Here is a 20,320-nt window from a genome sequence, read left to right on the forward strand (position 1 = left end):
TTAAAGAGATTACCACTGGCCTTTTTTGTATCTGTTTTATGCGTTTATTTAAAGCTAAGCGTTAATCTCGATTAACGTTTCAAGCCTTCGTTCAATAATGGACGCATGATCTTCACTAATTCAGTGGTCACCTTAGGCGAGCCAGCAACGATGTTGCCCGAAACCAAATAGTTATGGTTGCCAGTAAAATCAGTCACTGTACCGCCTGCTTCGCGGCAAATCAGATCGCCAGCAGCGATGTCCCATGGCTTTAAGCCAATTTCAAAGAAACCGTCCAAACGACCCGCGGCAACATAGGCTAAATCTAATGCGGCAGAACCTGCGCGACGTAAGTCAGCACATTGGCCGAAGACTTCGCCGAAAATAGCCATGTAAGTTTCAGTGTGTTGACGCGCCTTGAATGGGAAGCCAGTACCAATCATAGTAGGCGCTAATTCATTCACGTTGGTAACACGCAGACGGAAATCATTGAGTTTGGCGCCTTTACCACGGACGGCGGTAAAGAGTTCTTCACGGACAGGATCGTAAACAACGGCAACTTCAGTCTTGCCTTTGTATTGTAGAGCGATAGAAACCGCGAAGTGGGGAATGCCTCTAACAAAGTTGTTAGTGCCATCCAGAGGGTCGACTATCCAAACATAGTCTTTATTCTCACCGCGGTTTTCGCCTTTCTCTTCACCCACGATAGTGTGATCAGGGTAAGATTTACGAATTTGGTAAGTAATTGTCGCTTCTGCTTCCTTGTCTACACTGGTAACAAAATCGTTGATACCTTTTGAACTGACTTCGATACGGTCAAGTTCAGTATAGGCGCGCATAATAGTTTGGCCGGCCGCGCGGGCAGCGCGTACAGCAATCGTCAGCATCGGATGCATTGCAATCCCCTGGATGTTAAAGAACGTTAAAATAGCGGGCGGTATTATACTCGATTTGATAGTTATATCAAATACCGATTTTCATATAAGCATTCGGCAATGGCTGTGATAATATTCGTCCCCAACGTTTTATGAATTAAATTAAGTTGTTTCATGCTAAGTAATATTCGAGTGGTTTTAGTGGGGACTTCGCACCCCGGCAATATTGGTTCTACTGCCAGAGCGATGAAGACTATGGGTCTGTCTACTCTGTATCTTGCTGAACCCCGGGTTGAGCCCGACGGTCATTCCATAGCATTAGCCGCGGGTGCATCGGATATTCTGAAACATCTTGTGAAAGTGGATTCACTTGCTGAAGCGATTGCCGATTGCAGTCTAGTGATTGCAACCAGCGCGCGCAGTCGCACCTTAGACTGGCCCATGTTAGAGCCAAGACAAGCTGGGGTGAAATTAGCGACCGAGGCACTTAAAGGCCCTGTTGCGATTGTGTTTGGCCGTGAAAACCATGGTTTAAGCAATGAAGAGCTGCAACAGTGCACTTATCATGTGGCTATCCCTGCAAATCCAGAGTACAGCTCGCTTAATCTGGCGCAAGCCGTACAAATCATTTGTTATGAAACCCGCGTTGCCCATCTCGCGCAAAAAGACGTTGCCGAAGAAGAGCTGACTGAGTATCCCTTGGCTGCCGATCAAGAACGTTTTTTCACACACCTTGAAACGACACTGTTATCAACTGGATTTATCATCAAGAACCATCCTGGACAAGTGATGATGAAACTTCGCCGCTTGTTTAGTCGTGCACGGATTGAGAGTCAGGAAATGAATATCCTCAGGGGTATTTTGACGTCAATTGAGAAAGTGGCGGGTTCTAAAGAAAAATAGCCAAACCTTAATAATTAACACTAATCGCGAAGGATAAACAATGGGCGTGATAGCTAGGCTAAAAGAAGATATTGAATCTATATATCACCGTGATCCTGCGGCGCGTAGCGCGTTTGAGATCTTGGTTAACTATCCAGGCATGCATGCCATTTGGTTGCATCGGATAAGCCATAAGCTATGGAAGCGCGATTGGCGCTTAACGGCACGTTGTTTATCGACGTTCTCCCGTTGGTTGACAGGGGTTGAAATCCATCCTGGGGCAACCATAGGTCATCGATTTTTTATCGACCACGGTATGGGCGTTGTGATAGGTGAAACGGCTGAGATTGGTGACGACTGCACTCTTTATCACGGTGTCACGCTTGGTGGAACCACCTGGCAGGCGGGGAAACGTCACCCGACGTTAGCCAATAACGTGGTGGTGGGCGCAGGGGCAAAAATCCTCGGTCCTATTACCATGCACGATGGTGCGCGTGTGGGTTCTAATTCTGTTGTGGTGAAAGATGTGCCCAAAGATACCACGGTTGTGGGGATTCCTGGGCGCGTGGTGGCAACACCGTCACCGCAATCGAAAGAGAAAACTGAACGTCGCAGCGCGATGGCAAAAAAATACGGCTTCGATGCGTACGCGGTATCACCGGATAATCCCGATCCGGTGGCCAATGCAATAGGGCAGATGCTCGATCACATGCATTTGATGGACTCGAAAGTTCAAGAGTTGTGTCAAGCCATTCAAGGGCTGGGTGGCAATGTCTGCACTGAAAAACTGCCAGAGCTGGATATGGGCGAGTTTAATGATGCAGAAAAAGCGGCAGCGGAAAAACGCCATAGTGCATTAGATGAGTTTGATCCGAGTATCTAAGTTTCAAGAAATGGTTCAACGAAATGATTTAACTTAGTGGTCTAACTTGCTTAAGGGTTGACCCTCACAAGGGTCTCGTTTAGCGTTTTACTTTAGCTCATCCTGTTGTAAAGGCGCATATTGCGATCAAACCTGAGTTTGATCGCGCCATAGTACCGAGATCACTTTTATCCTGCGTTTATATCGTGCTAGTTGTCGATTAATTGGCGCTTTAGCATTGAATCTTAGGCTAGAAAAAGGTTAAATACCCCACCAAGATGAAAGGGTATTGGTTATGTGCACACTCATATACTTGAGTGTTTTAGTAGGTTTTAATACTTGACTGAATTACTCGGGTATGTTGAAATAATGCATACCTGTTCGGGAGCTATGGTAGTTATGAAACTTACATCAAAAGGTCGTTATGCAGTAACCGCTATGCTAGATGTGGCAATCCACTCAGCATCGGGACCAGTTCCCTTAGCGGATATCTCTGAAAGACAAGGGATTTCGCTTTCCTATCTGGAACAACTCTTCGCTAAGCTAAGAAAACACGGTTTAGTTGCCAGTGTACGTGGACCGGGCGGTGGTTATCGCTTAGGCCTAGAAGCCAATGATATTTCAGTCGGCATGGTTGTCCATGCTGTAGACGAGTCTGTCGATGCGACTCGTTGCCAAGGACTTGGCAACTGTCAGAGTGGAACTCGCTGCTTAACCCATTCACTTTGGGGCGATTTAAGCAAACAAATTTCCGATTTTTTAGATGGTATCAGTCTTGCCGGCTTGATGCAGAAGCGAGATGTGCAATTTATCTCACTTAAGCAAGACACTATGCAAAAGGAACAAAGAGTCAGTTTATAGTGGCACTTTGTTATATATAAAAATAATTTTTGTACGTTGTATGTAGCCTCTACCAGAGACTGCTCAGTACGGAGTGTGTTATGAAGCTTCCTATCTATTTAGATTATGCCGCCACCACGCCTGTTGATCCTAGAGTCGCGGAAAAGATGTTCCAATGCATGACAATGGACGGCATCTTTGGTAATCCGGCCTCACGTTCACACCGCTACGGCTGGCAAGCCGAAGAAGCGGTGGATATTGCTCGCAACCAAGTTGCCGAGTTAATTAACGCCGATCACCGCGAAATTGTGTTTACCTCTGGCGCGACGGAATCGAACAACTTAGCGATAAAAGGTGTTGCTCATTTCTATCACAAGAAAGGTAAGCACATCATCACCAGTAAGACTGAACATAAAGCGGTTCTCGATACTTGTCGCCAATTAGAGCGTGAAGGTTTCGAAGTGACTTATTTAGAGCCTGCGGCAAACGGCATCATTCCGATGGAACGTTTAGAAGCGGCAATGCGTGACGACACTATCCTTGTCAGTATTATGCACGTGAACAACGAAATTGGTGTTATCCACGATATCGATGCAATCGGTGAGCTATGCCGTTCAAAGGGCATTATTTTCCACATGGATGCGGCGCAAAGTGCAGGCAAAGTGCCTATCGATGTGCAAGCCACTAAAGTGGATTTGATCTCGATTTCTGGTCACAAAATGTATGGTCCTAAAGGTATCGGCGCCTTATATGTTCGCCGTAAGCCTCGCATTCGCTTAGAAGCGCAAATGCACGGTGGTGGTCATGAGCGTGGTATGCGCAGCGGTACGTTACCAACGCATCAAATCGTAGGTTTAGGTGAAGCTGCTGCAATCGCAAAAGCGGAAATGGCCTCTGATGATGCTCGTATCGGTGCATTACGTGACAAATTATGGAATGGCATCAAGCATATTGAAGAAACCTATATCAATGGTGATGCGATTGACCGTGTTAGCGGTAGCCTCAACGTCAGCTTCAACTATGTTGAAGGCGAGTCGTTAATGATGGCACTGAAAGATTTAGCGGTTTCATCGGGTTCGGCTTGTACCTCAGCCAGCCTAGAGCCTAGCTACGTATTACGTGCGCTTGGCTTAAACGATGAAATGGCACATAGCTCGATTCGTTTCTCAATCGGCCGTTTCACAACCGAAGAAGAAATCGATCACGCTATCGAAGTTATTACTCAATCTATTGATAAATTAAGAGAAATGTCTCCTTTGTGGGAAATGTTTAAAGATGGGATCGACCTGAACCAAGTTCAGTGGGCACATCATTAATTCTGACCTTTACAATAGATAATTTTGGAGCAGTACCATGGCTTACAGTGAAAAAGTGATAGATCATTATGAGAATCCACGTAACGTTGGTTCTTTTGATAAAAACGATCCTTCGGTCGTGACCGGTATGGTAGGCGCGCCTGCTTGCGGTGACGTGATGAAACTTCAGTTGAAAATTGGTGCTGATGGCATCATTCAAGACGCTAAGTTCAAAACCTACGGTTGTGGTAGCGCGATTGCGTCTAGCTCACTGGTAACTGAGTGGGTTAAAGGCAAGACTATCGAACAAGCTGCGGCGATCAAAAACACGGATATCGCTGAAGAATTGGCATTGCCACCAGTGAAGATCCACTGTTCAATTTTGGCTGAAGATGCCATTAAAGCTGCTATCGACGAGTACAAATCGAAACAAGCTAAGTAACATCTGGAGTTAAGATGGCGATTACAATGACCCCAGCGGCAGCCGATCGTGTCAGATCTTTCTTAGTCAACCGAGGCAAAGGTGTAGGCCTGCGTCTCGGCTTAAGAACATCAGGCTGTTCTGGTATGGCTTATGTACTTGAGTTCGTTGATTCTTTAAATGATGACGATGAAGTGTTTGATATCGAAGATGTGAAAATCATCATAGATGCCAAGAGCCTTATCTATCTTCAAGGGATCGAGCTGGATTTTGTTAAAGAAGGGCTGAACGAAGGCTTCCAATTTAATAATCCTAACGCAAAAGGTGAGTGTGGTTGTGGTGAGAGTTTCACTGTTTAACCGCTAAAGTTGACGCATGAATTATTTCGAGCTGTTTAAATTTTCCCCTGCCTTCGATATTGATACCGCCTTACTTGCAGAACGCTATCGCGAACTGCAACGGGCGGTTCATCCCGATAAATTTGCCAATGATACTGAGCAGCAAAAATTGCTGTCGGTGCAGCGCACGGCGCAAGTCAATGATGGTTTTCAAACCTTAAAAGATCCCATTCGCCGCGCTGAGCATATGTTGTCGCTGCGTGGAATTGAATTAAGCCATGAAACCACGACAGTGAAAGATACTGGCTTCTTGATGCAGCAAATGGAATGGCGCGAGGCGTTAGAAGATATACGCGATAGTGCCGATCCTCGAGCGAGTATTGACGAGCTATATCAATCTTTTGCGCAGTACCGCGCGCAACTCACTCAGCAATTGACTCAACTGTTAACCAGTGAGCAGGCTGAAGACGCATTGTTAGCGGCGGATCAAGTTCGCAAACTCAAATTTATGGCAAAATTACACGACGAGTTGACCAGAGTCGAAGACGCTCTGTTAGATTGATTTTCCGTGTTTATGTTACTTTGCTGACTCAAGTACGCTTGAGTTGGCATTAATAAGTTGGATATATATGGCCCTTTTGCAGATAGCTGAGCCCGGTCAAAGTGCCGCGCCGCACCAACATAGACTTGCCGTTGGCATAGATTTAGGTACGACCAATTCTTTGGTGGCGGCCGTTCGAAGTGGAGAGACGGCAACCCTGCCGGACGAACTTGGACAGCATTCATTACCTTCTATCGTGCGTTATACCCAAGATTCAGTCGAAGTCGGCGCGCTTGCAGCGTTGAGTTCGGCGCAGGATCCGCAAAACACGATCGTTTCGGTTAAGCGTTTTATGGGCCGCAGCCTAGCGGATATTAAAGCTGGCGAGCAATCATTACCCTACGAGTTTGCCGAAAGCGAAAACGGTTTACCTTTATTTGTGACTCCCCAAGGCCAAGTGAATCCCGTGCAAGTGTCTGCGGAGATTTTACGTCCGCTGATCGCCCGCGCTGAAAAAACCTTAGGTGGCGAACTGCAAGGCGTGGTGATCACTGTGCCTGCGTATTTCGATGATGCTCAGCGCCAAGGCACAAAAGATGCCGCAGCTTTGCTGGGTGTTAAAGTGCTACGTTTGTTGAATGAACCGACGGCTGCTGCGATTGCCTATGGCTTAGATTCTAAGCAAGAGGGCGTGATTGCCATCTATGATTTAGGCGGCGGCACTTTTGATATTTCTATTTTGCGTTTGAATCGCGGTGTATTCGAAGTGTTAGCCACTGGTGGTGATTCAGCGCTTGGCGGCGATGATTTCGATCATTTACTGCAAGCACATATGCAACAAGTGTGGCAGCTTAGCGACATCGACTCACAATTAAGCCGTCAGTTGTTGATTGAATCGCGTCGAGTCAAAGAAGCCTTAACGGATGCAGCAGAAACTGAAGCAAAAGTGATCCTTGCCGATGGTACTGAACTGACGCAAATCGTCACTAAAGCTGAATTTGATGCCATGATTGCGGCATTGGTGAAAAAGACGATTGCCAGCTGTCGCCGTACCCTGCGTGATGCGGGCGTCACGACGGATGAAGTGCTTGAAACTGTGATGGTTGGCGGGTCAACGCGCGTGCCATTAGTGCGTGAACAGGTCGAAGCTTTCTTCGGTAAACCACCCCTGACATCTATCGATCCTGATCGTGTTGTCGCCATTGGTGCGGCCATTCAAGCCGACATTTTAGTGGGTAACAAACCCGAATCGGATTTGTTATTGCTCGATGTGATCCCTTTGTCATTAGGCATAGAGACCATGGGCGGCTTAGTGGAAAAAGTGGTTTCGCGTAATACCACGATTCCGGTTGCACGGGCGCAGGAATTTACCACGTTTAAAGATGGTCAAACGGCCATGGCATTCCATGTGGTGCAAGGTGAGCGTGAGCTCGTTGCCGATTGCCGCTCACTGGCGCGTTTTACCTTAAAAGGTATTCCGCCGTTAGCCGCTGGCGCTGCGCATATTCGGGTGACTTTCCAAGTGGATGCCGATGGTTTACTTAGCGTGACGGCGATGGAGAAGTCCACCGGCGTGCAGTCTAGTATTCAAGTTAAGCCGTCTTTTGGTTTATCGGATACTGAAATTGCCACTATGCTGAAAGATTCGATGAAGTATGCTAAAGACGATATCGGTCGTCGTATGCTGGCTGAGCAGCAAGTGGAGGCGGCGAGGGTACTCGAGTCTTTACATGCCGCGTTAGCGAAGGATGCCGATTTGCTGAATGCCGATGAGCGTGGGCAGATCGATGCTACTATGGCCAATGTGGCGCAAGTGGCTACGGGCGATGATGCTGATGCGATTAAACTCGCGATTGAAAAACTGGATGAGCAAACCCAAGATTTTGCTGCCAGACGTATGGACAATTCTATTCGAGTGGCATTCAAAGGCCAGTCGATCGACAACATATAGGTGATGTAATGCCCCAATTAGTCTTTCTTCCCCATGCCGAGTTGTGCCCTGATGGCGCTGTGCTTGAGGCGAATGTTGGTGAGACCATTCTCGATGTTGCGCTGCGTAATGGCATCAATATCGAGCATGCCTGTGAAAAGTCCTGTGCTTGCACGACGTGTCACTGTATCGTGCGTGAAGGCTTTAATGATCTTGAGCCAAGTGATGAGCTAGAAGATGACATGTTAGACAAAGCATGGGGACTCGAGCCCGAAAGCCGTCTATCTTGTCAGGCTAAAGTGGTCGACACTGACATGGTGATTGAGATCCCTAAATACACAGTTAACATGGTTAGCGAAGGCAATTAATATTGCTTCGATAATGATTAAAACCAGTCCACGTGACTGGTTTTTTGCTTTTGGCGTTGAGCATTTGTGCAACTAATCTTGTCTATGCCTCTAGTTGTTTGATTTATCCTTGCGCAGGCGTATTATGCGCTCAAAATTAATGGTTGCCGGAGACCAAATGAGAATAGCGATTTTATCGCAAGGGCCAGAGTTATATTCAACGAAGCGACTCGTTGAAGCGGCTCAATTACGTGGTCATGAAGTACACGTAATCAATCCCCTTGAATGTTATATGAATATCAATATGCGGCAATCGAGTATCCACATTGGCGGGCGAGAGTTACCTGCATTTGATGCCGTGATCCCCCGTATTGGGGCGTCGATTACCTTTTATGGTTCGGCGGTGTTGCGCCAATTTGAGATGATGGGCGTCTATGCCTTAAATGATTCAGTTGGAATTTCCCGCTCACGGGACAAATTGCGTTCTATGCAGCTGATGTCACGCCGCGGTATTGGTTTGCCTATTACCGGTTTTGCCAATAAACCGAGTGATATTCCTGACTTAATTGATATGGTGGGTGGCGCGCCTCTGGTGATTAAATTACTCGAAGGCACCCAAGGCATTGGCGTGGTATTAGCCGAGACCCGCAAAGCGGCTGAGAGCGTGATTGAAGCCTTTATGGGCCTGAAAGCCAACATCATGGTGCAGGAATATATCAAAGAAGCCAACGGCGCAGACATTCGCTGTTTCGTGCTCGGTGATAAAGTGATTGCCGCCATGAAACGTCAAGCTATGCCCGGTGAGTTTCGCTCTAATTTGCACCGTGGGGGCACGGCGAGTTTAGTCAAACTGACTCCTGAAGAGCGCTCTGTGGCTATTCGTGCGGCGAAGACGATGGGATTGAATGTGGCAGGGGTTGATTTGTTACGCTCAAACCATGGCCCAGTGATCATGGAAGTGAACTCCTCACCAGGGCTTGAAGGGATTGAAGGCGCCACCACGAAAGATGTGGCGGGTGCTATTATTGATTTTGTTGAAAAAAATGCGATTAAAGTGAAAAAGGTGACGCAAGCACAGGGTTAACACCCTTGGTGTCGAGTATTGACTACGGAATATCAACACTTGATTCACCTCCTTATGGGTAACGGCGCTAAGCACTAGCTTACCCATTCAAGCGAACCGAATAGGGGAAAACGATGACATTAACTTGGATAGATTCGTTAGATATTGCGTTGGAATTACTCGAAGCACACCCAGAGGTGAATCCTACTCAACTGCATTTCACCCAACTGTATGAGTGGGTGTTAGCTTTGAATGATTTTGCTGATGATCCTAAGCATTGCAATGAAAAAATACTGGAAGCAATTCAGCAGTGTTGGATTGATGAAAAGTAGTGAGCACAGTTGTGGTACGGCTTTTTATGTGAGGCATCTTGTCCTTCAGAAGATTAACTAAGGTGATTTATCTCACGTATTTGCAGTGGCGCAGAGAATATTTGGCGAGAGTTTGATCACAGTCAAGTTCATTTTCAGTGGATATCGTAATTTGTTGTATATTGGTTAAGGCATTTATATGGCTTAACTTTATTACCGCAACTGCAAGGATGTTCACATGAAACTTTTGCTTGTATTGTTATGTATGCTTGTCCCTTCAATGGCTTGGGCTCATCCAGGTCATGGCGGTGTTGGTTTATTCCACCACTTGTTAGATCTTGCTCCCGCAGTCATTTTAGTCGCTTTAATTGCATGGGCTGGTATTTGGGCAAAAAACAAAAAATAATCCCATTATTAATGAGTTAACATGCCCTGCTAAGGATTTATCCTCCTAGCGGGGTATTTTGTGTGATCAAGCTGATTACGAATAAAGCGAATGTGCGCAATATCTCAGACTAATTTGCTATAAAGATAGGATTTAGCTTTTAAATTTCGTATAATCCGCGCGAATTTTTTAAACTTGCTGACAAAGGAAGCTAGTTATGGCGATCGAACGCACATTTTCTATTATCAAGCCAGATGCTGTTGCAAAAAACCACATCGGTGCTATCTACAATCGTTTTGAAACTGCTGGTCTTAAGATCGTTGCAGCTAAAATGTTACACCTGACCAAAGAACAAGCTGAAGGTTTCTATGCTGAGCATAGCGAGCGCGGCTTCTTCGGTGCTCTGGTTGCATTCATGACTTCTGGTCCTATCATGGTCCAAGTATTAGAAGGCGAAAACGCTGTTTTAGCTCACCGTGAAATTTTAGGTGCAACTAACCCAGCTCAAGCAGCTCCTGGTACTATCCGTGCTGATTTCGCAGAAAGCATTGACGAAAACGCGGCTCACGGTTCAGATGCTGTTGAATCTGCTGCTCGTGAAATTGCTTACTTCTTCAGCGCTGAAGAATTGTGTCCACGCACTCGTTAATTCGATGCTAAGACTGAAAAGGAGCCTAGGCTCCTTTTTTATTGGCTGCAATTTAGCGAATATAGATTTCCGTGTTGCAATAACGCTAATACGTCTATACAAATCACACGTCAATTCAAAGTATTAAAATTAATAAGAGTTTGTTTTTGTTGGTCTTTTTAAATTTTGCACATTTTTTTAATTTTCTTGCTTGAAATTTTCTCTCCCGTCCTTATATCTATTTCAGGATCGCTCGATGAGGATCCTAGTGTGAATTCTGTGCCGTAAGGACAGAAGATTTAACTCGGCAGACTCTACAAGCGTTTTCATCGTGAAAACCGTCCGCCAATTCTCCATATTGCTTAAGACAAGGATATGAATATGCGTAATTATGATCTAGCTCCCCTGTACCGTAGTGCCATTGGTTTTGACCGTTTAGCTCAGCTGGCAGAACATGCCGCCGCTAATAATGGCAATACTGGCTATCCCCCATATAACATTGAATTATTAGGCGAAAATCGCTATCGCATTACTATGGCCGTGGCCGGATTCTCAATGAATGAACTTGAGATCAGCAGTGAAGGTGAGAAATTACTGGTGAAAGGCAATAAAGCTGAAAGCCAAACCGAGCGTAAATACTTGTACCAAGGCATAGCGGAACGCGGTTTTGAGCGCACTTTCCAACTGGCAGACTATGTCACTGTGCTCGGCGCAAGTTTAGAAAATGGCTTACTCAATATTGATTTAGTGCGTGAAATCCCTGAAGCATTGAAACCACGCAAAATTGAGATCACTTCATCGCGCTTGCTAGACAGCCAGTCATAATTGACACTGTGGTAACCAGCTAAAAACAAGGGGAGCATAATGCTCCCCTTGATGTTTTTGTGTTCACGCAAAAATGTCCGCGAGATTTCCGTGAGAAAGCTACGCTTTCATGGCCTTTTCTCCGCGAGCCAAACCCACCACACCGGAGCGAGAGACTTCGACCAATTTAGTCACTTCACCTAGTGCATGGATAAACGCATCGAGTTTTTCTGATGTGCCGACCATTTGGATGGTATATAAATTGGCGGTGACATCGACAATCTGGCCGCGGAAAATGTCCGCCATCCGTTTAACTTCTTCCCTAAACTCGCCTTGGGCGCGGACCTTAATAAGGGCTAATTCGCGTTCAATATAAGCAGACTCGGTAATATTCGAAACTTTTAACACATCGATGAGTTTATGTAGCTGCTTCTCTATCTGCTCTAACACCATTTCATCGGCAACGACCGTAATGTTAAGCCGCGACAATGTGATATCGTCCGTTGGCGCCACCGTTAAACTTTCAATGTTATAACCGCGCTGTGAAAACAAACCGACCACACGAGACAGGGCGCCGGATTGGTTTTCTAATAATACAGATATAATTCGACGCATTAGCATTTCTCCGTCTTAGTCAGCCACATTTCATTCATCGCACCACCGCGGATCAACATGGGGTACACGTGCTCAGTTTCATCCACCATGATGTCGATAAAGACCAGCCTGTCTTTCATCGCTAGCGCTTCTGCCATTTTTGACTCAAGTTCGGCGGGATCGCTGATCGTCATACCTACATGGCCATAGGCCTCGGCAATTTTGGCAAAATTAGGTACTGAATCCATATAGGAATGTGAGTGACGGCCAGAGTAAATCATGTCCTGCCATTGTTTAACCATGCCAAGGAAACGATTGTTTAAGTTGATAATTTTAACCGGCGTATCATATTGCAGCGCGGTCGAAAGCTCTTGAATGTTCATCTGGATTGAACCATCACCCGTGACACAGACAACCGTGGCATCAGGCATCGCCATTTTAACCCCCATTGCGGCGGGTAGGCCAAACCCCATGGTGCCTAGACCCCCTGAGTTGATCCAGCGGCGCGGCTTATCGAACGGATAGTACAAGGCGGCAAACATCTGATGCTGGCCAACATCAGAGGCGACATAGGCATCGCCATTGGTCAGCTTATACAAGGTTTCAATCACTTGCTGTGGTTTGATGCGACCACTGTTTTTGTCATAGGCCAGACAATCGCGGCCGCGCCATTGCTCAATATCATTCCACCAAGTGGCGATGGCATCGTTGTCATTGTGCTCGTTCGATTCATCTAACAGTGTCAACATGCTGTCTAAAATACTGTCGGCCGACCCTACGATGGGAATGTCGACGTGGATAGTTTTTGAAATAGACGAGGGATCGATATCTATGTGCAAAATGGTCGCGTTCGGGCAATATTTTTCCACATTATTAGTGGTTCTATCATCGAAGCGCACACCAATACCGAAGATCAAATCGCAGTTATGCATAGTCATGTTGGCTTCGTAGCGACCGTGCATCCCTAACATGCCTAGGCTGTTTTTGTGGGTACTTGGAAAGGCACCCAGTCCCATGAGTGTGCTGACGACGGGAATATTCAATCTCTCAGCTAATTGTAAAATTTGCTTATCACAACCTGAGATAATGGCGCCGCCACCGACATAGAGCACAGGCTTTTTAGCCGCTAATAGTGCCTGTATTCCACGACGGATCTGTCCTTTATGCCCCGAGGTTGTCGGGTTGTACGAGCGCATTTTCACGTTTTCGGGATAAATATATTCGTGCAGCAGCGCTGGGTTTAAGCAATCTTTTGGCAGGTCGACGACCACAGGCCCAGGACGGCCGGTAGAGGCAATATAAAAGGCTTTTTTTATCGTTTCAGGAATTTGAGTGGGATCTTTAACTAAAAAGCTGTGTTTGACCACGGGACGAGAGATACCGATCATATCGCATTCTTGGAAAGCATCATTACCGATAAGGTTGCTCGGTACTTGACCCGATAATACCACGAGGGGAATAGAGTCCATGTAGGCGGTGGCAATACCGGTAATCGCGTTGGTGGCACCGGGTCCTGAAGTGACTAATACCACACCCACTTTACCCGTGGCACGGGCGTAGCCATCGGCCATGTGTACGGCGGCTTGTTCGTGGCGAACGAGTATGTGTTCAATACCTGGGATAACGTGCAGGGCGTCGTAGATATCTAAAACTGAACCGCCAGGATAGCCAAAAATGTGTTTTACGCCTTCATCAATCAAAGAACGCACTATCATGCTGGCGCCGGATAACATCTCCATGTGGAACTCCTATTGCATAGTACCGTTACGGTAAACAGTATTTTGTTACAGCGACGGTAATCGCTCTAAAAATTAAGCCTGAAGGGTAATTCAGACTCCGAAATGCTGAACTGACTTCGTAGAAGACAAGTGATTCATCCTTAGGATGCAGCAACTGTTGCAATGAACAGAATTTCATCATATTCAAAAAAAACAACATTTCAAGCCTTTTATGTAAAAAATAACCAACTTGAAACAATTTCACGTTTGAATGGCTGGATAACTTGCTGGAATCGCCAAGTAATCTAGGCTGATTTATGGGCTTATTTTATATTTTTCAGATTGTTAGATGCTTAAAAAGCAAAAACGGCACTAAAAGTGCCGTTTTGGTGTGGGACGTTAGATAAGCAGATACTTAACTGTTGCGATTAAATATTACTTATTTGCTACATTAGTGAAAGCCAATGCGCTGTTTTATGCGATCAAACATGTGTTGTAGATGAGGCATTGGCATCCATGATTTCTTAAAAATAGACCCTTAAAAATAGATCCTTAAACCGTCGGCTGTATTTGATGCTTTGGACGATTGAATTGGCAAATGCCGACTAACACAATAGAGCCTAACATGAGGGCAGAGAAAGGCACTGCTGTGCCATCATAGAACACCGCTAATAACGGCCCCGCTAACGCGCCACAGCCAAATCTTAAGGTGCCAATAACCGCCGTTGCCGTTCCGGTTTCTTGTTTGAACTTCATCAGCACTATCGCATCGGCGTTGACCGACATCACCCCTAGGCTGCCCATCAAAGGAATAAGCATGATCACGGTAAAATGATAGCTCATATCCAGTAGGTTGACGGTTAATAAACCAGCTCCCGCAATAGCGCCAAAAAAGGTCGATACGTGCAACATACGCAGCGAACCATAGCGGCCGACAATGCGAGTATTAATGATATTGGCCAACATCAAGGCGCCAACGTTGGTGCTAAACAAGATGGCAAAATAGGATTTATCTAAGGCAAAGACTTCCATATAAACGAAGGGGGATGCGGTGAGATAACAGAAAAACGCAAAAGACGTTAACACACCGCTGGCAATGTTTAACTTAACGCCAGATCGGGAAAATACGGTCGCATAGGCACCAAGAAACGATTTTTGGCTGCGAGTATCCATATCTTTATCGCTGGGCATTTTTAGCGCAAACAGCACGAGTAATAACAGGGTCGCGGCATAGGCAGATTGAATGAAGAAGATTAAATGCCAATCACCGAGTTCTAAGATCACGCTGCCAATACTAGGGGCCAATAATGGCGCTAACATCATGATTAAACTCACGTAAGACATACCTTTGGCGGTATTGTCGCCATAGACTTCTTTGATGTATCCCGGCACCACCACAGTCGCTGCTGCGCCGATAAAGGCCTGCAAAAAGCGTAGTCCAAGAAAGATTTCGACTTGACCAGCAAAACCAATCAATAAACTTGTTAGCATAAAGCCACTCAGCCCCATTATCACCATAGGGCGACGGCCAATGCGGTCAGCTAAGGGACCGAAACACAACATGCCCAGTGCATAACCTGCTAAGTAGATACTCAGGGACTGTTGCACTGTTGTGATATCGGTATGAAAACTAAGGGCCAATGTCGACATCGCAGGTAAGTACATGTCGATGGCTAATGGTGTGATCGCGACAATCGCCGCTAGCATGGGAATAAGCAGTGCTAAATTCGGTATACGTCTACCGTTATGGGCAGAAGGTTGTGATTGTGGGTCCACTGTTACCTCGGGTGGCGAAAGAATTGAAAGCGTATTTCTCAGGGTTATGCGGCGTGGTTTAAATTGTACTAGGACAATTCACTCTAATCCGTCCATTTTTAGCCAGCATCTTGCGCTAATTGGCAGTGTTTGGGGAAAAGTGAATTGTGTTTCGATCAATTTTCACGGTAAGGCATTAAGCAATAGCATAGTAAAGCGCTAGGACAAATAAACCAATCTTTGCGATGATTTCTTTACCGTATTTTACCGATTAAATTGTAACTAAGTAGCAAGTCTCGATAATCGAGGCATAACCTTGGCGGCTCGAGCCGTTATCCTCCAATATGCTTCATTCAAAAGTGTTAGTTGTCATCTGAGTGTCACTGCTTTGTCATCTAGGTGTCTTTTATGCTGACTAATTTAGTGGGCTTTAGCTTCACCCTACTAAAAATAAAATATTCAGGAATGACACGATGAAAACACAACGACTCCCGCTTGCAGCCGCCATTATGGCGAGCTTATTACTCGGAGCTTGCAGCGGTGATGATGGCGCAGCAGGTGATAAAGGCGACAACGGCTTAAATTCACTGGTTAAAGTGACCGCATTAACTATTGGTGATGCAAATTGTCCCGCCGGTGGTCAGCGTATCGATACCGGATTAGATGCCAACCATAATGGACAATTGGATGACAATGAAATTGCAGTCGCGCAAACCCAATATGTTTGCCAGCCACAAACTGCAAGCTTAAAAGCAGAGTTGATTGGTCGTCATCAGACTGGCGTTTATGGCTTAAGTGCCGCCGAAATTGTTGAATATCATAGTGCTTCAAACCGTATTTTTGTGGTTAATGCGATAAGCGGCAAAGTCGATATTATCGATGGCAGCTTATTAGGGACCTCATCAAACGCCACAGATCCTTTAGCATTGAATAATCTCGACAAATTAGCAGAACTCGATGTTGCTAAGGATGTGGGTCAAACCTTTATGGGTAGCGTGAACAGCGTGAGTATTTCAGGCAACTTGTTAGCGGCAGCCATTGAGCGTGGTGACGCTGCAGGCAATAAAACCCAAGCCAATGGTTTTGTGGCTTTTTATCAACTTAACGGCACAGATGCTCCGCAGTTTATCAGCGCCGTCGAAGTCGGTGCTTTACCCGATAATGTGGTGTTCACCCACGACGGTAAAACCTTACTCGTGGCCAATGAAGGCGAACCTAATCCTGCTTATACCTTAGATCCTGAAGGCAGTGTTGCGCTGATTGCGATTACTGACGGTAAGCCCGCAGCTACTGCGACCATCATAAATTTTAGTGCGTTTAATCAGGGCGGTGCGCGTGCAAGTGAAATCACCGCTGACATTAGAATTAATGGTCCAATGGCGAGTGTGGCTCAGGATTTAGAACCTGAATATATCGCCATTAGCCAAGATAACCGCCGTGCATTTGTCAGTTTACAAGAGAACAATGCTATTGCCGTGATTGATATCGCCAATGCGAAAGTCTCGAAGATTTTACCGCTAGGCCTCAAAGATTACGGGCTTGGTGTGAATAAAATTGATGCGAGTGACAAAGATAATCTTGTTAACCTGCAAAGCTACACTGGGGTGTACGGTATGTATCAACCCGATACCCTTGCTAGCTACCGTTGGAATAACACTGACTTTATTGTGACTGCGAATGAAGGTGACTCCCGTGACTATGCGGCTTTTTCGGAAGAAGCCCGCGCAGGGGATTTAGTGCTCGACCCGAATCACCCACAATTTGCCGCCGCAAAAGATAAAACCCAATTAGCGCGTCTTAAGGTAACGAAGAGCATGGGGGACGATGATAAGGATGGCGACTACGACAAAGTCGTGAGCTTTGGTGCTCGTTCCTTCTCGATTTGGAATGCCGATGGTCAGCAAGTGTTTGACAGTGGAAGTGATTTTGAGCGTATTACCGCCGCACTACTGGGGGATAAGTTCAACAATAACAACGAAGAAAATAAAGGTGATAGTCGCAGCGATGACAAGGGGCCAGAGCCAGAAGCTTTAGCCCTAGGCCAAATTGGTCAACGACTATATGCCTTTGTTGGTTTAGAACGTACCTCTGGCTTTATGATCTATGACGTGACTAATCCTTTTGATGTGCATTTTGTCGACTATGTTGTGAACCGTGATTTTGAAGCTGACTTCGTTGTCGATACCGCTACAGGTGCAGTCAAAGGTGATGCAACATTGGCGGGTGATTTGGGACCAGAAGGGATGAAATTTGTCAGTGCCGATAAAAGCCCTAACGGTAATCCTTTGTTAATAATAGGCAATGAAGTTAGTGGTACCACGAGTGTTTACCAACTCAAGATTAAATAGTGGTGCATATAGCGAATGGCTCACCGATAGTTCATCAAGCTTGTCAGTAACATCAGCGCCAGTAGCATGTATGCTACTGGCGCTTTTTTTATTCACTCTTCTACAATATTCGCCATTTTGTGTGAATTAACTTCATCTGAAATGGCGCATAAAAATTGGCTGAGCTTAATGGTCTTTAAGTGCCTTTACACCACGGAATAGGCATTTTGTACTAGGGAGTGAATCGTTGCCTCGATACACTCAATTGCATGCTGAAATTGAGTCTCGTTTTCGGCGCCACCAAGGCTCAAGCGGATAAAATTATCATGGCAATTAAAGTCATCACCATTACGGACTAATATGCCTTTTGCGGCCAGTGCGGTAACGAGATGATGGGCTTTGATATCTTCTGGTAGTTGTATCCAACCGTTTAACCCTCGCCAAGTTTGGGTTAATCCCAGCCGTTCGCCCATGGCGATACAGTGACGTTGGCGTTGACGTACGAGCGTATCTCGTTCTGCAGCGATATGACCTTTCTTTATCAACTGACAGGCTATTTCAATATTCAGCGGCGACACCATCCAGCATTGGCTATGGATAGCGAGTCGCACTTGGGCGATAAGGGGGTCAGGAACCAGAATAAAACCTTGCCTTAAGCCGCCAGAAAACAATTTTGACAGGCTGGAAATATAAATCACCCGTGGTATCACCAGCTGTTTTGCTAATTGCCACAGGGGCGAATGCCATTCTTCAGGTAAACAATAATTCACGTCATCTTCAATGATATAGAATTGATATTGCTCTGATAATTCAAGGATTTTCTGCCGCTGTGATTCACTGTACTGAATGCAAGTGGGGTTTTGATTATTCGGCGTGAGATAGACTAATTTAGGGTTGTGGATCTGTAATAGGGCTTCAAAGCGCGGCAGATCTAATCCTTCGTGGGTAAGGGGCACTCCAACGCTAGTGACACCAAGCTGTTTAGCACAAATTCTCACGCCTGGATAACTGTATTGCTCGTGTAACAGTACATCGCCTGTTGATAAAAATGCGCTCAAACAGGCAAAAATGGCTTGCTGCCCGCCATGGGTAAAGACCAGTTGCTCGGGCGTTTGCTGTATGCCACGTTGGTTTAACCATTGGTGGAACACTTGTTGGTGTTGATCTAATGGACTGGCGCGATAACCGAGTAACTGACTCAATTTAGTGGGGTCTTTCGCTAATTGGCTGAGGCAATCGCTTAGGGTGCTGATTTGATCTGTGAGTGGCTGCTGACAGGTCGCCATATTCAATTGTACGTTACCCATTTCAGGTACAGGGGAGGCGTTGACATAGGTGCCATCTCCCACTCGTGCTTCGACGTAACCCCTTTGTTCCGCCAATGCATAGGCGCGGGTCACAGTGCCAATAGTGATGCCTAATGCATCGGCTAAACGGCGCTGCGGTGGCAGTTTACTACCTTGGGTTAACACCTTCTGCAAAATGCCTTGTTCTATGGCACTGACTAAGCGCTGATATTTCGGGCCTGAAAAAGTCGTTAGGTCTGGTGTCCAGATTGTACCCATGACAATAAATCCATTGATCTCTAATATTCTCCGTATATTATTTATTGCATCTTTTTATGTCAACAAATGTATGCATACAATTTAAGGCGAATATGAATACTGTACTGCTTTATGATCCACAATTATGGACTTTAATGGCCTCGACCGCGCTGTTTTGCGCGACGATGACAATGACTCCTGGACCGAACAATATTCTCTTAGCTAGCTCTGGAGCGCATTTTGGTGTGCTGCGTACCGTGCCACATATTGCAGGGATCCGCTTGGGTTCGACCTCTTTACATCTTGCGGTATTATTCGGCCTCGGTACCTTGTTTGAAGCATTACCGGTATTGCACCAAGTATTGAAATATTTCGCTTTAGCATATTTGCTGTATCTCGCGTACAAATTAGTGACGTCGCCAGTGCAGAGCACGCATTTGGATGATGGACGAAAACCTATGACGCTCATTGAAGCTGCATTATTTCAATGGATTAACCCTAAATCTTGGATGTCGACGATTACCCTGTGTAGCGCTTTTACATTAAGTGGCGATGGCTTTTGGTTGAGTGCGTTTCTTGGCGTATTAATGTTCAACATAGTGGGATTTCCTGCATCATTTACTTGGGTATTTGTCGGTGCCGCGATCAGTAGGAAACTCAATACCGATAGACGTAAGCGCCATTTTAATTGGTTTATGGGCAGCTTGCTCTTAGTGTCATTACCTATGATATTACGCTAGCTTGGCTTGAATTAAGTGCTAACCCTATAAATATTCTGAGGAAGACACTCGCGTAATGATTGGCTTTATGCCATAACCAACATACTATTGATGGCTTTTTAGGTAATGGCCTTTTAGCTGAACATTTTCAGTCTCAGTTAT

General features: G+C 45.8%; 21 protein-coding genes. 16 read left to right on the forward strand and 5 right to left on the reverse strand.

The annotated features are described in order from the left end of the window. Positions 1 to 71: 71 nt before the first annotated feature. A complete protein-coding gene (gene suhB / locus L5L98_RS03855) occupies positions 72 to 875 on the reverse strand; it encodes an inositol-1-monophosphatase (RefSeq protein ID WP_028759815.1) in 804 nt (267 codons plus the stop codon). Positions 876 to 1,028: 153 nt separating this feature from the next. Between suhB and trmJ the strand changes: the two genes are divergently transcribed. The 14 genes from trmJ to L5L98_RS03925 all read left to right on the forward strand — a co-directional run bounded on the left by trmJ (position 1,029) and on the right by L5L98_RS03925 (position 11,522). Beyond that, positions 1,029 to 1,757, forward strand: coding sequence for a tRNA (cytosine(32)/uridine(32)-2'-O)-methyltransferase TrmJ (gene trmJ / locus L5L98_RS03860; protein WP_263138670.1), 729 nt, complete (start codon positions 1,029 to 1,031; stop codon positions 1,755 to 1,757). Positions 1,758 to 1,797: 40 nt separating this feature from the next. Next, positions 1,798 to 2,619 carry a serine O-acetyltransferase gene (cysE, locus tag L5L98_RS03865; protein ID WP_028759817.1) on the forward strand — a complete coding sequence of 274 codons (822 nt, stop codon included), beginning with the start codon at positions 1,798 to 1,800 and terminating at the stop codon, positions 2,617 to 2,619. Between the two features lie 378 nt (positions 2,620 to 2,997). Beyond that, positions 2,998 to 3,459 carry a Fe-S cluster assembly transcriptional regulator IscR gene (iscR, locus tag L5L98_RS03870; protein WP_006081858.1) on the forward strand — a complete coding sequence of 154 codons (462 nt, stop codon included), beginning with the start codon at positions 2,998 to 3,000 and terminating at the stop codon, positions 3,457 to 3,459. A gap of 80 nt (positions 3,460 to 3,539) precedes the next feature. Continuing rightward, entirely contained in the window at positions 3,540 to 4,754 is a 1,215-nt protein-coding gene (locus L5L98_RS03875; protein WP_028759818.1) for an IscS subfamily cysteine desulfurase, read from the forward strand. A 37-nt stretch (positions 4,755 to 4,791) separates the two neighbouring features. Then, positions 4,792 to 5,175: a Fe-S cluster assembly scaffold IscU gene (iscU, locus tag L5L98_RS03880; protein ID WP_006081856.1), complete on the forward strand. Its 384-nt coding sequence runs from the start codon at positions 4,792 to 4,794 to the stop codon at positions 5,173 to 5,175. Between the two features lie 14 nt (positions 5,176 to 5,189). Next, complete coding sequence (iscA, locus tag L5L98_RS03885) at positions 5,190 to 5,513, forward strand: iron-sulfur cluster assembly protein IscA (RefSeq protein WP_006081855.1); 324 nt, start codon at positions 5,190 to 5,192, stop codon at positions 5,511 to 5,513. A 16-nt stretch (positions 5,514 to 5,529) separates the two neighbouring features. Then, entirely contained in the window at positions 5,530 to 6,054 is a 525-nt protein-coding gene (hscB, locus tag L5L98_RS03890) for a co-chaperone HscB (RefSeq protein ID WP_263138685.1), read from the forward strand. A 67-nt stretch (positions 6,055 to 6,121) separates the two neighbouring features. Continuing rightward, positions 6,122 to 7,984: a Fe-S protein assembly chaperone HscA gene (hscA, locus tag L5L98_RS03895; protein ID WP_263138687.1), complete on the forward strand. Its 1,863-nt coding sequence runs from the start codon at positions 6,122 to 6,124 to the stop codon at positions 7,982 to 7,984. An 8-nt stretch (positions 7,985 to 7,992) separates the two neighbouring features. Then, positions 7,993 to 8,331, forward strand: coding sequence for an ISC system 2Fe-2S type ferredoxin (fdx, locus tag L5L98_RS03900; RefSeq protein WP_006081852.1), 339 nt, complete (start codon positions 7,993 to 7,995; stop codon positions 8,329 to 8,331). Between the two features lie 157 nt (positions 8,332 to 8,488). Continuing rightward, positions 8,489 to 9,394 (forward strand): 30S ribosomal protein S6--L-glutamate ligase, encoded by a 906-nt coding sequence (rimK, locus tag L5L98_RS03905; RefSeq protein WP_006081851.1) that lies wholly within the window; start codon positions 8,489 to 8,491, stop codon positions 9,392 to 9,394. Positions 9,395 to 9,507: 113 nt separating this feature from the next. After that, the gene (iscX, locus tag L5L98_RS03910) at positions 9,508 to 9,705 is read left to right on the forward strand and encodes a Fe-S cluster assembly protein IscX (RefSeq protein ID WP_028759821.1); all 198 of its coding nucleotides are present in this window, start codon (positions 9,508 to 9,510) and stop codon (positions 9,703 to 9,705) included. 217 nt (positions 9,706 to 9,922) lie between these two features. Then, complete coding sequence (locus L5L98_RS03915; RefSeq protein WP_081729028.1) at positions 9,923 to 10,090, forward strand: hypothetical protein; 168 nt, start codon at positions 9,923 to 9,925, stop codon at positions 10,088 to 10,090. 196 nt (positions 10,091 to 10,286) lie between these two features. After that, positions 10,287 to 10,718: a nucleoside-diphosphate kinase gene (ndk, locus tag L5L98_RS03920; protein WP_011789197.1), complete on the forward strand. Its 432-nt coding sequence runs from the start codon at positions 10,287 to 10,289 to the stop codon at positions 10,716 to 10,718. A gap of 360 nt (positions 10,719 to 11,078) precedes the next feature. Continuing rightward, positions 11,079 to 11,522 carry an Hsp20 family protein gene (locus tag L5L98_RS03925; RefSeq protein WP_028759822.1) on the forward strand — a complete coding sequence of 148 codons (444 nt, stop codon included), beginning with the start codon at positions 11,079 to 11,081 and terminating at the stop codon, positions 11,520 to 11,522. 99 nt (positions 11,523 to 11,621) lie between these two features. On the opposite strand, the gene ilvN is transcribed toward L5L98_RS03925, so the two are convergent. The 3 genes from ilvN to L5L98_RS03940 all read right to left on the reverse strand — a co-directional run bounded on the left by ilvN (position 11,622) and on the right by L5L98_RS03940 (position 15,589). After that, positions 11,622 to 12,116 (reverse strand): acetolactate synthase small subunit, encoded by a 495-nt coding sequence (gene ilvN, locus L5L98_RS03930; protein WP_028759823.1) that lies wholly within the window; start codon positions 12,114 to 12,116, stop codon positions 11,622 to 11,624. Further along, positions 12,116 to 13,834, reverse strand: a complete 1,719-nt coding sequence (locus L5L98_RS03935; RefSeq protein WP_263138696.1) for an acetolactate synthase 3 large subunit — start codon at positions 13,832 to 13,834, stop codon at positions 12,116 to 12,118. The genes ilvN and L5L98_RS03935 overlap by 1 nt, the downstream gene beginning before the upstream one ends. Before the next feature lie 531 nt (positions 13,835 to 14,365). After that, positions 14,366 to 15,589, reverse strand: coding sequence for a multidrug effflux MFS transporter (locus L5L98_RS03940; protein ID WP_131524480.1), 1,224 nt, complete (start codon positions 15,587 to 15,589; stop codon positions 14,366 to 14,368). 452 nt (positions 15,590 to 16,041) lie between these two features. Here L5L98_RS03940 and L5L98_RS03945 point away from each other — a divergent pair, with 452 nt between their 5' ends. Further along, positions 16,042 to 17,916, forward strand: coding sequence for a choice-of-anchor I family protein (locus tag L5L98_RS03945; protein ID WP_263138698.1), 1,875 nt, complete (start codon positions 16,042 to 16,044; stop codon positions 17,914 to 17,916). A gap of 185 nt (positions 17,917 to 18,101) precedes the next feature. Here L5L98_RS03945 and L5L98_RS03950 read toward each other — a convergent pair whose 3' ends face one another. Beyond that, the gene (locus L5L98_RS03950; protein WP_263138700.1) at positions 18,102 to 19,460 is read right to left on the reverse strand and encodes a PLP-dependent aminotransferase family protein; all 1,359 of its coding nucleotides are present in this window, start codon (positions 19,458 to 19,460) and stop codon (positions 18,102 to 18,104) included. Between the two features lie 92 nt (positions 19,461 to 19,552). On the opposite strand from L5L98_RS03950, the gene L5L98_RS03955 reads away from it, so the two are divergent. Beyond that, positions 19,553 to 20,179 (forward strand): LysE family translocator, encoded by a 627-nt coding sequence (locus L5L98_RS03955; RefSeq protein WP_263138702.1) that lies wholly within the window; start codon positions 19,553 to 19,555, stop codon positions 20,177 to 20,179. Positions 20,180 to 20,320 lie beyond the last annotated feature (141 nt).

This window comes from Shewanella sp. SM23, assembly GCF_025654295.1.
In the GTDB taxonomy this organism is placed as follows: domain Bacteria; phylum Pseudomonadota; class Gammaproteobacteria; order Enterobacterales; family Shewanellaceae; genus Shewanella; species Shewanella oncorhynchi.

Bases quoted from the DNA above. Each gene is read 5' to 3' on its own strand.
- suhB (WP_028759815.1), bottom strand. From the start codon at position 875: ATGCATCCGATGCTGACGATTGCTGTACGCGCTGCCCGCGCGGCCGGC.
- trmJ (WP_263138670.1), top strand. From the start codon at position 1,029: ATGCTAAGTAATATTCGAGTGGTTTTAGTGGGGACTTCGCACCCCGGC.
- cysE (WP_028759817.1), top strand. From the start codon at position 1,798: ATGGGCGTGATAGCTAGGCTAAAAGAAGATATTGAATCTATATATCAC.
- iscR (WP_006081858.1), top strand. From the start codon at position 2,998: ATGAAACTTACATCAAAAGGTCGTTATGCAGTAACCGCTATGCTAGAT.
- L5L98_RS03875 (WP_028759818.1), top strand. From the start codon at position 3,540: ATGAAGCTTCCTATCTATTTAGATTATGCCGCCACCACGCCTGTTGAT.
- iscU (WP_006081856.1), top strand. From the start codon at position 4,792: ATGGCTTACAGTGAAAAAGTGATAGATCATTATGAGAATCCACGTAAC.
- iscA (WP_006081855.1), top strand. From the start codon at position 5,190: ATGGCGATTACAATGACCCCAGCGGCAGCCGATCGTGTCAGATCTTTC.
- hscB (WP_263138685.1), top strand. From the start codon at position 5,530: ATGAATTATTTCGAGCTGTTTAAATTTTCCCCTGCCTTCGATATTGAT.
- hscA (WP_263138687.1), top strand. From the start codon at position 6,122: ATGGCCCTTTTGCAGATAGCTGAGCCCGGTCAAAGTGCCGCGCCGCAC.
- fdx (WP_006081852.1), top strand. From the start codon at position 7,993: ATGCCCCAATTAGTCTTTCTTCCCCATGCCGAGTTGTGCCCTGATGGC.
- rimK (WP_006081851.1), top strand. From the start codon at position 8,489: ATGAGAATAGCGATTTTATCGCAAGGGCCAGAGTTATATTCAACGAAG.
- iscX (WP_028759821.1), top strand. From the start codon at position 9,508: ATGACATTAACTTGGATAGATTCGTTAGATATTGCGTTGGAATTACTC.
- L5L98_RS03915 (WP_081729028.1), top strand. From the start codon at position 9,923: ATGAAACTTTTGCTTGTATTGTTATGTATGCTTGTCCCTTCAATGGCT.
- ndk (WP_011789197.1), top strand. From the start codon at position 10,287: ATGGCGATCGAACGCACATTTTCTATTATCAAGCCAGATGCTGTTGCA.
- L5L98_RS03925 (WP_028759822.1), top strand. From the start codon at position 11,079: ATGCGTAATTATGATCTAGCTCCCCTGTACCGTAGTGCCATTGGTTTT.
- ilvN (WP_028759823.1), bottom strand. From the start codon at position 12,116: ATGCGTCGAATTATATCTGTATTATTAGAAAACCAATCCGGCGCCCTG.
- L5L98_RS03935 (WP_263138696.1), bottom strand. From the start codon at position 13,834: ATGGAGATGTTATCCGGCGCCAGCATGATAGTGCGTTCTTTGATTGAT.
- L5L98_RS03945 (WP_263138698.1), top strand. From the start codon at position 16,042: ATGAAAACACAACGACTCCCGCTTGCAGCCGCCATTATGGCGAGCTTA.
- L5L98_RS03950 (WP_263138700.1), bottom strand. From the start codon at position 19,460: ATGGGTACAATCTGGACACCAGACCTAACGACTTTTTCAGGCCCGAAA.
- L5L98_RS03955 (WP_263138702.1), top strand. From the start codon at position 19,553: ATGAATACTGTACTGCTTTATGATCCACAATTATGGACTTTAATGGCC.